Below are 13,381 nucleotides of genomic sequence, written 5' to 3'. Positions count from 1 at the left end.
TGACGATAATTTTATCAATTAAACTTTCTAACAAACGTGATAATTTGCCATACATGAGCAAGAAACCAGTTATACACTACAAAAATGGCAAGAAAACCGACAAACATCATCCACTCAGGAGCGTGAGATAACTGACCATAAATACCAATAATGGCAAGGACTATAGAGGCAAGCGTGATACGAACTAGGGTTTGTTTTCGACTATAACCTGCTCTTTCAAATATGTGATGTAGGTGATCTCTATCAGGCCTAAATGGCGACATACCTTTACTGATTCTGCGGTACATGATTGCCACCATATCCATCAGCGGTATCCCGATAATATAGAGCGCAGTGACTGGTTCAAATACCTTGGTATCAGCCTCCACACCGATAACTAACAGCCAAACAACAGTTAAGCCAATCAACATACTTCCCGCATCACCCATAAAAATTTTTTCAAGTGAAGCAAATGGCCAGCGTAAATTAAATAACAGGTAACCAATTATTGCAGCAATGAAAAGTATGGGTACTAAAAACCATTGGTTGTCAGCGAGATAAAACAAAATGGCAAGTGATGTGAATGTTACAAGGCTCAACATACCGGCTAAGCCATCAATACCATCGACCATGTTAAAAGCGTTTATTGCACCAATAACAGCCAAAACAGTAACAAATACACCGACATAGCCTAAACTAAAATCAAAAAAGTAGAAAATCTTGCCTAAAGAGGTCAAATAAACACCCGCACCAAAAATCAAAATCGATGCTGTGATCACTTGAGCGACAATCCGTACGCGAACTGAGAGATCGTACTTATCGTCTAACACACCGATAAAAAGGATCAGTGCAGCTGAAATAAAATAGAGGTTAAAAAGTTGACTGGTTTCGAGTACAAAACTAGAGACCAATAACACACTGAAATAGATAGATATGCCACCGATTAAGGGAATTTCACCACTGTGAATCTTCCTTTCATTCGGCAGATCAACTAATCCTACTCTTTGCGCTACTGGATTAAGCACTTTGATCGCAAAACACGTCAAACAAAACACCGTAACGAACGGTATTAGGTACTCCATAAACCCTCTTCCTTAAGCTAGTTGTTGAAAACAATGATGATAACGAAAGCTTATCATCATACACTGCCTGTATAGTATAACCTCTATATGACAAGACAGAAGCATCCCTGATATTTTTATTGCTCGTTGAAAAACAGTTCAAATACGCTTGGTTAGCCTGAAAGCTGTTCGTATGATTGATGTAATACGCCAGATATGTGCTATCGCAAAATAATACACTAGAAAAGCGCCAATAAATGCAATAAACATGATCTCTTCGGAAACTTGATATAAATCAGAAAAAACCCCGATAAAAGCCATGACAGCAGCCAAAGTGCATATCAAAAATAATGACTTCGCAGAAGACAATCCCAAGCGCTGACAAATGTGGTGCAAGTGCTCTCTATCGGGTTTAAAGGGCGATTGTCCCTTTCTCACCCGACGAACCATAATGCACACCATATCCATCAGAGGAATGGCGATAAACCACAAAGCCGTTACAGGACGTATTACAACATGTTGTTGGTTTTGGCTTGCTTCTATCAACAACCAAATAACGGTAAAACCGATGAACATGCTTCCTGCATCCCCCATGAATACCTTAAACTTTTGGCCAAAAGGAATACCCAAATTAAGCATGATATAAGGGAGCATAGCAACGACCAGAAGAAGGCAAAAATGAGACAACTCAATGCTGCCAGCCGCATAAAACATATAACCTAATGCAGCAAATGTAACCGACGCTAAGCCACCTAACAGGCCATCAATGCCATCAACCATATTGAACGCATTAATCGCCCCAATCACAGCAAAAATGGTGATCACATAGCTTAAGTATGTAGGCAAAACTAGGGCTTCATTTCCCAAAATGAAACCAAGATAATGCAGGCTATCATAGCCGATTAAAATCATCGCCAACGAAATCGCTGTTTGAAAAACTAACCTGATCTTAAAACTTAAATCAAAGCGATCATCCAATACTCCTAAAGCAATCAATACCGCAGAACAAGTCATATACAATATAAGACTACGAGTAAGTTCAAAAGCTAAGCATAAGGTCAATATTACTGAGATGTAAATTGAAATCCCTCCTATCAAAGGAATTTGACCAATATGATGTTTTCGTTCATTCGGCTTATCAACTAAGCCGATTTTTTTAGCTACTTTTCGACATAAAAACAAAAAAATAAATGAACTTAAAAATACACTTACTAACGATAAGCTGATCGACATACAAAACTCGATGGTTGGCTGGTACAAAAAGGAATAAAAATGGGATACAAAGAGATCGCCATAGTGACAGGATCTGCGTCCGAACATACGAATATAAAATAAAACGTCCTTGTACTACATTTCAGTCAGTTAAACGATACTGAGACAGAATTTTTACTTTTCTAATAAAAGTTAAGACCTAAAGAAATCAATAGTTCAAAGACCAATAATAACCAAAAAGGCTTTTAATCAGAGACTTAACCAAACTAAAAACCATAAAATGAGACAGTTTCAAGATCATGTCTCAAAACCGTCTCATCAATTTGGCTATCACATTGATTTATTGAGTTAAAAATCACTCAATCCAATAGGCTTGACTATTTGAACTTGTAAATTGCACTTAACACCAACTCCACTAATGACTCTGCACGTTCAACAGAATTTGACTCAGCATAACAACGAAGTTCTGGCGCGTTACCAGAAGGACGCAAATGAACAACCTCCCCATTACTAAACATCATGCGCAAACCATCAGTAAAATCTGTCTTAGCAAGCTGAAATGTAGGCAGATCTAATTTTGATAATAATTGCAGAGGGTTTTGTATACCTTGCTCAATAATCTCCAAGCTTTTATCTCTGGAAAAATTCTGAATGCGATTACTTGCAGTATAGATAGGTGGAAGTTTCTCAACTAAAGCCGAAATAGATCCTTTATCAGCCATGGCCAAAACCGCTAACACAGGTAATATTGCATCACGAGTTGGCAACGCTTTAAGCGGAACACCATTAACCTCGATATCTGAACCTAGTAAAAAACCGCCATTAGCTTCAAAACCAGCGACTCGTGAAAAATTTTCTTTTAAGGCATCAAATGCAGCTATCACATAAGGTGAACCTATTTCCGTACGCTCAATTTGCTTAAACGCTCCGCATGCTTCTATCGCAGAGTTACAGCTAACAGGTACAGCTAATGCATCAATGTTCAAACTTTGTGCTGCGAGCAAGCAAAGAATATCACCGCGTAAATATGCGCCAGTTTCGTCTGATAATAAAGGCCTATCACCATCGCCATCTGTTGAAAAAAGAGCATCTAACTGGTGCTCCTTGTGCCAATCTTTTGCCATTTCAATATCTGCTAGCCCTACCGCTTCAGTATCAATTGGCACAAAACTATCACTACGACCTAGCCTTACAACCCTAGCTCCCAGTTGCTTAAACAAGATTCCGTACAAATCGCGCCCAGCACTAGAGTGCTCATAAATACCGATGCGTTTACCTTTGAGTAAATCAGTTTTAAAGATATTGAGATAACGCGCTAGGTAGCTATCTATAGCTTTAGTTTGAACTCTAGGTAGAGGTGATAACTCAACACTTGGCAACTCGACACAGGCTGCTAAGATAGCTAACTCGTCTTCTTTACTGATTTCTCCGTCAGGGCGGTAGAATTTTAGACCATTTCTATCAAACGGGATATGGCTGCCAGTGACCATGATGGCGGGAATGTTATCGGCCATCGAAGTGACGGCTAATGCTGGCGTTGGGATAACGCCATAGTAATCAACTTCTACGCCAACGGCGTTAGCTGCAGCAATACAAGCTGAGGCCAAGTCAAGGCTGCTTGGGCGGTTGTCAATCGCAATTGCTAAACGCTCAAAAGCAAAGCTTTGCTTCATGACTTCAATAAACGCAACAGCAAAAGCAGCGCACACCTCTGGTTTAAAGTCGGTAACCAAACCACGAGCGCCACTGGTGCCAAAAGTCACACCACTTTCTTTAATGACTTGGGAAGCAGTTGGATTACTCATTAATTTATCCTGCCATATCTGTCTTCAAAACGAACAATATCATCTTCACCTAAGTAGGAGCCTGATTGCACTTCGATCAACTCAAGCGGCACTTTGCCTGGGTTTTCCAGTGCATGGACTACCCCCACCGGAATATAAGTGGATTGGTTCTCGGTCAGCAAAATATCTTTATCACCATTAGTCACTTTTGCCGTACCTGTTACCACAATCCAATGCTCAGCTCGGTGGTGATGCATTTGGATAGATAGCTTCTCTCCAGGCTTCACCGTAATTCGCTTCACTTGAAAGCGGTCACCATTATCAATAGAGTCGTATTTACCCCAAGGCCGGTAAACTTCACGGTGATGTTGCCACTCACTTCGATTTTCTGCTTTTAGCTGCTCAACAACCTTTTTGACTTGTTGCGCCTCAGATCGCTTAGCCACCAAAATCGCATCTTTGGTTTCGACTACTACTACGTCATCCAAACCAATTGTAGTAACGAGCTTTTCTGTCGCGTGAACATACGTATTACGAGTATTGAGGTTAATAACATCACCTCGATAAGCATTACCATATTCGTCTTTATCTGATACTTCCCACAGTGCAGACCAACTTCCCACATCACTCCAACCGCAGTCCATAGGCACAACTACAGCTTGGGCAGTTTTTTCCATGACCGAGTAATCAATCGAATCATCAGGACATGCTTCAAATGCCTCTTTATCAACACGGATAAAGTCCAAATCGGCTTGTGTTGCCGCCATGGCTTGCTCACATGCACTAAATATATCGGATCGATGAGTTTTAAGCTCAGTTAAATACGCACTGGCTTTGAATAAAAACATACCACTGTTCCAGTAGTATTCACCTGACGAGAGATAATCCTGAGCAGTTTCTAGATTAGGTTTTTCAACAAACTGTGCCACGCTAAAACCAGTATTATCACCTTGCACGTTGCCACGCTTGATGTAGCCGTAACCGGTTTCAGGAGCGGTAGGCACGATGCCAAAGGTTACTAACTTATCCGCTTGTGCAAACGGCAATGCTTGCTTAACCGATGAACAAAATGCCTCTTCGTCTTTTATTACGTGATCAGCCGCTAACACTAGCAATATAGGGTCATCACCATTTCTTAGTGCTTGCATTGCTGCTAAGGCGATTGCAGGAGCGGTATTACGTCCCGCCGGCTCCAAGATAATACCGCTGGTTTGGATGGCGTTAGCTCGAAACTGCTCAGCGACCGAAAAACGGTGCTCTTCATTACAAATTACCAAAGCTGGCGCATGCTCAATCCCTTTTAAACGCTGCGCAGTGGATTGCAGCAAGGAATCATTGCCTAGTAAGGTTAAAAATTGCTTAGGAAATTGATGACGCGAAAGCGGCCATAAACGCGATCCTGAGCCGCCAGCCATGATGACTGGAAGTATATAAGACATTTTAATTTACCAATTTTTTGAGTTCAGAAATAACTGGGGTCAACCGAGACTCCCAAGAATGAGAACGTTTAACATAGGACAATCCAGCTTCAGCATATTGTTGGTGAATGTGCTCATTATTTGCAAGTTTTAAAATAGCATCTACATATTCTTTGGGCTCGTCAGCAACCAAGATCTCTTTACCTGGAATAGCTTCAATTCCTTCAAGGCCTGTACAAGAAGTTATTGCAGGTATTCCTAATGCCATGTATTCGAGGATTTTATTTTGAACACCAGCACCTAAACGAACACTACAAACTCCCGCCAATGAACCTTTTGCAGAACAGGAAACAGAATCAACTGAACCGGTAAGTTCTACACCTTCTAAACCATTAAACCTTAAACGATCATGATCCTTTATACGACCAATCACTTTAAACGTATAATCACCATACTTACGCAAAAGAGGCATTACATTTTTAGCAAACCAAAACGCTGCATCAACATTTTGCACAGAATACAAATTGCCAATAAATACTATCCGTTTAGAAGTAAAGCAAGGACGATACTCAAGATTGCTTAGATCAACACCGTTTGAACAAACTAAAACCCTGCTGTACTCAGAAGAGTCCTTAGAGAACAAATAATCTTTATCATATTGAGATACAAGTATCGATGCATTAAATGTATTAGCGATTCGTTGTTCGTATTTCTTTAGACGTCGCTGTTCTATACTATAGATTAACGTTTTCAGACTAGTTGACTGTGCAATGCGTCCGACACGTTCATAGTTCATTGAAATTGCATCTGTCATTTCTAGTACCTTAGGAACGTTCGACTTAAGCAAATAATCACCAGTACGAACTAAATGAGCAATTGCAGCATCATGGTACGGCAATAAACGTTCTAATATATTTTTAAATGTGGCACAACGATAATACGCCACTTGTAAAGGTGTTTGAGATTGCAGGGATAGAAGACAATTTAGGTACGATCGCCACTTTGGTAATAACACTCGTTCTACATGTTTAAAAACACCATCAGATGGTAAAGACATCTTCATTTCATTTTCTGACTCACATAAGCTTAACAATGTTAAATCATAATGCTTAGAAAGTTCCTTACATAAAAAGTAAATTCGCAAGCGGTCTCCACCAATTACCGGGTATGGAAACCTAGGAGTTAACACTATAATTTTTTTCATAGACAGACTCTAAACAACTTGAATAATCAGTTTCTAAATAATTAATGTAAAATTTATTTGATTCAATTTCAATTTTTACATTAACCTTATGAACATAGTTAAATGCTAATTCTAAATGCAAGACTAAATCACAAAGATCACCAGCAGCAAAAGTAAACCCGAAACCTAAGTTTTCGATAACCTCTTTCATACCACCAATGTTTGAGACAACTGGAACAAGATTTAAAGCGAGTCCCTCGTAAATAACCATTGGTGAGTTTTCGAAAACAACGGAAGGTAAAACTAATAGCGAACATTGCTTAGCTATTACGGATAATTCAGTCTTGTTAACGTACCCATGAAAAAAAACTCTTTCATGAACTCCATTAAGTATTGTTTGCTCTTTATAAGACTCAAGCAAGTCACCACCACCACAAATATGTAAGTTGCGCCCAGGAAGACTTTTCAAAGCCGAAATAATTAAATCAATACCTTTTTCTTTTGAAAGACGACCTAAAAAAAGGATATCATTTCTATCAACAGCATTATTGAGTTGTGTATCTATATTTAGATTATATAACCCCATAGGCAGAGACATGGGATTTTTTAATAGCAAAAGTTTTTTTTGACTAATACCATCCATAGAAAGTTTGTCTAGCATAAATTGACTAGGACATAAAAACAAATCGATAACATAACGATGAAAAAGAAAAAACCTCATAACACTATAACGAATATACTTAAAGGAAGATGCTAACCTAGAACCTTTATAGCAAGAGTCAAAAATAATGGTATTTTTTTTTCTTCCAACACATTTAGTACAAGTTGCACCTTTGAAATCATTGAACAAAGATGAATTTGGGCAAACTGGATGAAAGTCATGAATTGTTTGTAAAACATGAACACTGAAAAAAAATTTATAAAAAGCTATGGACATTAAAATAGAGGGTGATAAATTTGGCAAAAAATTGTGCAAATGAATTATGCTAGGTCTTATTTTTAACAAATAAAGAAGCAAAGTAATCATATTTCTAATTGAAAAAATAGCACAAAACATATTTTCTTTAGCGTCAATTAAAGTACAGTCAGAAAACTCATCTGCAGAACAACGTTTTACATTAATATATTTTTTTTTGATAACTTTATAGGTTTCATCTGCAACGACCTCAGCTCCACCACCAGTGAATGAATTTGAAATGATAAGAACAGTATCAGTAATCGCCATTTTTTAACACCAAATTTGAATAATTGAATATGATAAAAATAGATGATAAAGCAGGAATTGAATCTACCATTACATTTCCTTTAAACTGCACTATAAAAAGAAAAACAACATAAGCTTTAAAGTATGCGGAAGATTCCACTGAAATCAACTTCTTAAAATTACTTGCAACTCTAGAGAAAACTAAAAGATAGGAAAAATAGAAAATCAAACTTCCGAACAAACCAAAATGAAGCAATACTCTAAGATAACCAACATCAGTACCACCATAAAACCCACCAGTGTCTGCTATATATTTACCATCACCGAACAAAATTGTATTCTCACTAGGAACAAAATATAATTCTGCAAGTTCATTTGTAGATTTAGTCTCAAACCCATTGGAAGTAAAACCAGAAAAAATCTCCAAAACCCAATCAAACAAAAAAACGACCTCCCTACTGCCAGACTGATAAAGAATCATAAACACAGGGATCGAAAGTAAGAGATAAAAAATGAAAAAATTAAAAATTTTCCAAACTTTACTCCCTGTTAAACTCCTTCGAAATATAAGCAACCAAAGAGATATTAACGAAAAAATAAAAAAACCTATAAATGCAGTTCTAGCACTTAAAATAGAAGCAAAAAGTAATATGATAAAAATAAAAGACCAAACAAAAGGTGTAATTTTAACATTGCATCCACTTAGACAAGCGGGTATTAGGAATATTGCCAACAACAAATTTACAGCCATATCATAAACAGCCCAACCTGTAACTCCAAGTTGTCTTAGCCGCCATAAACTCTCAGCATCACCCAATCCCTTTGCTTTTGAATCTAAGAGCGATAAATATATAGATTGAACATCTGGTAAGAACAGCATAATAAACATGACAAAGGATTGAACCATGAATGTCAAAATTATACAGAAAATCAAACTTTCCAAAGGCAATTTAAAATAGTTATATACTAGCCAGGAGAATAAGTAAGTAACAAAAAATAGCTTAACCATATTCTCAATCACAATCCTACAAAAGGAAAGATCCGAAATGTCACTATTTAACGTAGAGATAACAGAAAGTAATACAACAATCCAAAATGGTAAAAAAAATTTCAAATTTAAACTAAAAGCACGGCTATAGAGTAATAAAATAAATATTAAACAGTAAAAAAACCTAGGAGTATCAATAGGCAGAAAGTTAAACTTAACTGGAAATATAAAAAATAAAATAATTATAGGAAGGAAGATAAAAGTTAATTTATTTTTATTTATAGAGATTTTCATAGTATCAATGGCAAACTTTTGTTAACAAAAGATAACGTTGCAGAAAGTAAGCATTGGTAATGCTCATCTCCCACGGACTCCCTCTTTTTGAATTTATATTCATGCAAAATTTTAAAAAATTAAATTATTGATTGACAATCAAGTCAGTTATTCATATTTAATCTCTGTAGAATGGAATTCATACAATGCTATTACATTAACAATCTATTAAGTTCACTCATATCATGTTCAGAGTCTAAATAAAATTGTTTATCAGAAATATAGAGAATATCTAATACTATGAAAAACCTGGCCATACTTGTTCAGGTAACAATTGTATAGAAGGACTAGGATCTGAGGCAATATTTTAACTATCGCAAATTACAGAAATTTAATTGCCATCATTACGCACATTTAATTCCAAATCAAAATTTATTAGCTAGGAGCATCAACAAAAAATTACAAACCCTTCGACTTATTACGTTCTAATACTTATTAAAAAGACTAAGTAAGCCAATACAGATATAACCATTAAAATTAAAGTCACCCTATAAAATGAAGCACAAAACAAAAATACCAATTCAGGCCTAGGGTAAATGAAAAACACCTAGAACTTTAATTTCAATATACAATGAGTATCATTATACTGCAAACTCATCATCCTGAGTCGTCATAATTTAAATTAAACCAACTCCAGCCTTATCCTTTATATATATCTAAAAATGACAATTTGACAAAATGATTGTAGCATAATGAATATATAGTTAAGAAGTGACAATCCGATATCGATTTAAAATAATAACATTTCTAACTAATATCAAATAATCGCAAAGCAAAATTTGAACAAATATAGCTCTTATAAACTGAGTTGCTTCAAAACCCTCTTAACCTGCTTATTTGTCATTTTAGACCGGTGCTTTTCAATAAAATATTTTATTCCATCTATTCGTTTCGGTGAGGTTGTAATTCTTAACATAGATTCGTCATTCAATATGATTTGAGTAGGAGTTTTTAACTTTAATGAGGGACCAAATCTTTCTATAAGTCGGATCCACATATCATAATCTTGCCAACTTTGAAGGTTTTCATCAAATCCACCTAGTGACAATATTCTATCTCTTCTTACATAAACTTGATTACCGATATGATTCAAATCAAGCATTGAATTTAGGTCAATATCTCCACTTTTATAACGAAGAAACTCTCTCAGACGGTCTTTAATAGTATTTGGGGACATAACCCAACTAGTTGAAATAAATGAGTATTTATCATCATAATTATCAACTAAAACCTGTAACCTATTAGGAGTGAATAAATCGTCATCATCTAAGCCAGTTACAAATAAACCTTTAGCATTTTGGATAGCTGTATTTCTTGCAGCACAAGCCCCTTGAGAAACAGTATTATGAAAACACTTAATGTTATGATGCTTATCTGTTAGTTCTGTTAAAAAAGACTCTGTATCATCTGTGCTAGCATCATTAACAATGATAAGTTCCCAATTTTTGTATGTTTGATTTAAAACACTATCTATAGCCTTGGATAAATGAAGACGCCTATTTTTTGTAGGGATATAAATTGTAATTAACGCTGTCATAAAAACCTTAATTGTTTTTTAATGAATTGGATTTAAATAAAGGAAGATACTTATAAATCAAACTAGTGTATTCATTAGAGTAGCATGCGTCATAAATATCTGAAATTTATATTATCTAGCACTAGGAATGATATATTTTTTTGAGAATAGAAAATTTCTATTTTAGTTGGTTTTTAATTGGCCTCATAAAAACAAGAATTACCAACGTTCCCACTAGGATATTAACAAATAGACTCAAAATTGAAGATAGATTAATATTACTTAGTAAGTAATATTGAATTAGTGAATATATAAAAATTGGCCAAAAAGTGACTATAGCACCTTTAAAAAGTCCAAAATAAAATCCCTTGAGACTAAAAGCAAAACAATATTTAAATAATATGAAATACGCTTGAAAAAAATTTATTGTAAAAGTAACAACTAAAGCAATCGCTAAGGTATTCATATCTCCAGATAACACACCAATACAAACAGCGATAATATTTAAAATCGCTGAAAGAAAACCAGAGTAAAATAATAGATTCGGCTTATTCATTACTTGAAAAAAAGAACCTGAGGTAGATAATACAGCTTGAACTGGAATCATAAATGAAAAAATTTTAATTAGCGGTTCTACGTTATACCATTGTTCGCCAAAAACAGTTAATACAATTACTTTACTATTTAAATAAATAAAAGCACTTATTGGCAAAGATAAGGTCAATAGTCTTTTAGTTAGCTTATTGTGTTCTTCAATTATCAGATTCACCTCGTTTCTATAAACCATCAATATTGGTTGGATTGCAGGTGTCATTGCAAAGGTAGTTATCATTAAAGGATAACGCATAAGTTGATATGCTTTTTCATAAATACCTACAGAAATCATACCAAAATATTTTGCTATGAGAATATTATCTAGATTCCTTGAGAAATAGTTAATGAAATTAAATCCAAATTGAAATAAAGAAAACCTTAATATTGACTTAATATGATAAAGCTTCGTACCAAAATTAGGCCTACCTAAATCAGTTTTAAGACATAAAATCCATGTCATAGTAAATTTAATAACTGCTGTAATGGGACTTCTTGCAGCTAAGGATAATAATCCAAAATTACTTTTATACAGAATAAATATCAATAATACAGAAAAAATCTCAACAGATACATCAATAACTGCAAGTTCTATAAACCGTGCATCTTTATTCATTGCAGTTATAGGTAAAATATTAAGGGAATTAAAGAAAATAGCTATTGAAACAAGAATTGCAATATTCTGATACTCATATCCTCCATAGAAAAAATTCAATAAGTATGAAAAAAAATAAAAAATTATGGCTAATGAAATCCCTATTAATGCTGTAAAGGTAAACATTCCATCTCGCTTTTCAATTTCAAACTTAGTCTCATTTATGATGGCCGGACCAATTCCAACATCAGATAACATTTGAAAGAATAGAACAAAAACCTGAATTGACGCAATCACACCAAATTCTTCTGGTGTAAATAACCTAGCATATAAAGCTAAGGCTGAAAATTGTACTATGTATGTTATAAACCGACCTGAAACACTCTTATATATTGCACGGTACAAATTCATATCAATCAAAACCTTTAAACTCTGAAGCAACGTTTTTTAGCGATATAGTTTCACGTCCCCTAAGATTTAAACTTATTTTTCCATTAAGAAAGGTAGGATCGATAATTAAACATTCAAATATTTTAATTAAAGAACTTTGATCATGATAATAAGAAGTTGCCGCATCCAAAGCAGGTATATTTTTAAAATCACTATTAACAATAAAAGGCAAACCATACTCTGCCATCAAATATGGTGCACCAGAGTCTTTTGATTGGCCATAGGTTTCACCATTCGACTCAATATTTATATCTGAAAAAATGACACTTGCTTCATTCATATAATATTCAAAAACATCATTGCTTACATAATTTCTGAAATATACGACATTTTTCAATTGCCTTTTCTCAATCTCAGCTAATATATACTTTCCTGCAGAATCATTAGACATTTCACCAAGGAGAACAAATTTTATCTGTGGAAATTTTTCAGAAATCAAAATAAAATTATCATATCTCTTTCGATCGAATGAAATAATTCCAGGATATACAACAACGATATTAGCTAAAGTTTGTACTTTACAATCATTTTTAGGAAAAAAATCCATCTTAAATGGAATAACATGGACATTTAAGTAAGCATACTTTTCCTTTAAATATTTTTTTTGATTTTCACTATTTACTATTATTTTTTTAATATTTCTAATGATTAATTTTCTTAAAAAAAAACTTAAATAAGATTTTATTTCAGATAAAAATCTATCGCCCGTGCGCACAGGAACAAACCATTTATTAACATTATGCATAGTCAATGAGAAGTTTTTACAAAAAAAAATAAGAAGAAAATATTTTAAATACCCTCCATACAATGAAGCTATTAAAACATCATCATATTTTTTTAAATCTGAATGATATCTTTTTAAATTAAACAAACTCAAATCTTCAATAAATTTTACGCCTTTGAATGAGTTGATTTTTTTTAACTTGCTTTCGACTAGTTGATAGCAGTCTTGAGTAGTATAAACTGTTAACTCCCATCCTTTTAAGTTACAGATTTTTGCCCAGTTTACAAGAATAGGGGTATGATTTGGAACACCAGTCTCAATTACTGCTATCTTTTTCATTTAA

10 protein-coding genes are annotated in these 13,381 nt (G+C 34.5%); all 10 read right to left on the bottom strand.

Annotated features, from left to right (window positions below; all coding sequences use genetic code 11):
- Nucleotides 1-14 precede the first annotated feature (14 nt).
- Nucleotides 15-1,061: a UDP-N-acetylglucosamine--undecaprenyl-phosphate N-acetylglucosaminephosphotransferase gene (gene wecA / locus LZP69_RS12920; RefSeq protein ID WP_234201095.1), complete on the bottom strand. Its 1,047-nt coding sequence runs from the start codon at nucleotides 1,059-1,061 to the stop codon at nucleotides 15-17.
- Between the two features lie 138 nt (nucleotides 1,062-1,199).
- Nucleotides 1,200-2,273 carry a UDP-N-acetylglucosamine--undecaprenyl-phosphate N-acetylglucosaminephosphotransferase gene (wecA, locus tag LZP69_RS12915; protein WP_234201093.1) on the bottom strand — a complete coding sequence of 358 codons (1,074 nt, stop codon included), beginning with the start codon at nucleotides 2,271-2,273 and terminating at the stop codon, nucleotides 1,200-1,202.
- 356 nt (nucleotides 2,274-2,629) lie between these two features.
- Nucleotides 2,630-4,057 (bottom strand): phosphomannomutase, encoded by a 1,428-nt coding sequence (locus LZP69_RS12910; RefSeq protein WP_234201091.1) that lies wholly within the window; start codon nucleotides 4,055-4,057, stop codon nucleotides 2,630-2,632.
- Entirely contained in the window at nucleotides 4,057-5,475 is a 1,419-nt protein-coding gene (locus LZP69_RS12905; protein ID WP_234201089.1) for a mannose-1-phosphate guanylyltransferase/mannose-6-phosphate isomerase, read from the bottom strand. Before LZP69_RS12905 ends, LZP69_RS12910 begins: the two co-directional genes overlap by 1 nt.
- A 1-nt stretch (nucleotide 5,476) precedes the next feature.
- Complete coding sequence (locus tag LZP69_RS12900) at nucleotides 5,477-6,658, bottom strand: glycosyltransferase (protein ID WP_234201087.1); 1,182 nt, start codon at nucleotides 6,656-6,658, stop codon at nucleotides 5,477-5,479.
- Nucleotides 6,630-7,862, bottom strand: coding sequence for a glycosyltransferase (locus LZP69_RS12895; RefSeq protein ID WP_234201085.1), 1,233 nt, complete (start codon nucleotides 7,860-7,862; stop codon nucleotides 6,630-6,632). The genes LZP69_RS12900 and LZP69_RS12895 overlap by 29 nt, the downstream gene beginning before the upstream one ends.
- Complete coding sequence (locus tag LZP69_RS12890; protein WP_234201083.1) at nucleotides 7,849-8,850, bottom strand: hypothetical protein; 1,002 nt, start codon at nucleotides 8,848-8,850, stop codon at nucleotides 7,849-7,851. The genes LZP69_RS12895 and LZP69_RS12890 overlap by 14 nt, the downstream gene beginning before the upstream one ends.
- 1,108 nt (nucleotides 8,851-9,958) lie before the next feature.
- Nucleotides 9,959-10,699, bottom strand: coding sequence for a glycosyltransferase (locus LZP69_RS12885; RefSeq protein WP_234201081.1), 741 nt, complete (start codon nucleotides 10,697-10,699; stop codon nucleotides 9,959-9,961).
- A 157-nt stretch (nucleotides 10,700-10,856) separates the two neighbouring features.
- Complete coding sequence (locus LZP69_RS12880; RefSeq protein ID WP_234201078.1) at nucleotides 10,857-12,275, bottom strand: oligosaccharide flippase family protein; 1,419 nt, start codon at nucleotides 12,273-12,275, stop codon at nucleotides 10,857-10,859.
- Nucleotide 12,276: 1 nt separating this feature from the next.
- Nucleotides 12,277-13,377 carry a glycosyltransferase gene (locus LZP69_RS12875; protein WP_234201076.1) on the bottom strand — a complete coding sequence of 367 codons (1,101 nt, stop codon included), beginning with the start codon at nucleotides 13,375-13,377 and terminating at the stop codon, nucleotides 12,277-12,279.
- Nucleotides 13,378-13,381 lie beyond the last annotated feature (4 nt).

It is taken from the genome of Shewanella sp. AS1 (assembly GCF_021412565.1).
Taxonomy (GTDB): Bacteria; Pseudomonadota; Gammaproteobacteria; order Enterobacterales; family Shewanellaceae; genus Shewanella.
Note: the sequence above shows the minus strand (reverse complement) of the source record. Positions and strands in the feature narration are given on the sequence as shown.

Bases quoted from the DNA above. Each gene is read 5' to 3' on its own strand.
- LZP69_RS12905 (WP_234201089.1), bottom strand. From the start codon at position 5,475: ATGTCTTATATACTTCCAGTCATCATGGCTGGCGGCTCAGGATCGCGT.
- wecA (WP_234201093.1), bottom strand. From the start codon at position 2,273: ATGTCGATCAGCTTATCGTTAGTAAGTGTATTTTTAAGTTCATTTATT.
- LZP69_RS12895 (WP_234201085.1), bottom strand. From the start codon at position 7,862: ATGGCGATTACTGATACTGTTCTTATCATTTCAAATTCATTCACTGGT.
- LZP69_RS12885 (WP_234201081.1), bottom strand. From the start codon at position 10,699: ATGACAGCGTTAATTACAATTTATATCCCTACAAAAAATAGGCGTCTT.
- LZP69_RS12900 (WP_234201087.1), bottom strand. From the start codon at position 6,658: ATGAAAAAAATTATAGTGTTAACTCCTAGGTTTCCATACCCGGTAATT.
- wecA (WP_234201095.1), bottom strand. From the start codon at position 1,061: ATGGAGTACCTAATACCGTTCGTTACGGTGTTTTGTTTGACGTGTTTT.
- LZP69_RS12880 (WP_234201078.1), bottom strand. From the start codon at position 12,275: ATGAATTTGTACCGTGCAATATATAAGAGTGTTTCAGGTCGGTTTATA.
- LZP69_RS12910 (WP_234201091.1), bottom strand. From the start codon at position 4,057: ATGAGTAATCCAACTGCTTCCCAAGTCATTAAAGAAAGTGGTGTGACT.
- LZP69_RS12890 (WP_234201083.1), bottom strand. From the start codon at position 8,850: ATGGTTAAGCTATTTTTTGTTACTTACTTATTCTCCTGGCTAGTATAT.
- LZP69_RS12875 (WP_234201076.1), bottom strand. From the start codon at position 13,377: ATGAAAAAGATAGCAGTAATTGAGACTGGTGTTCCAAATCATACCCCT.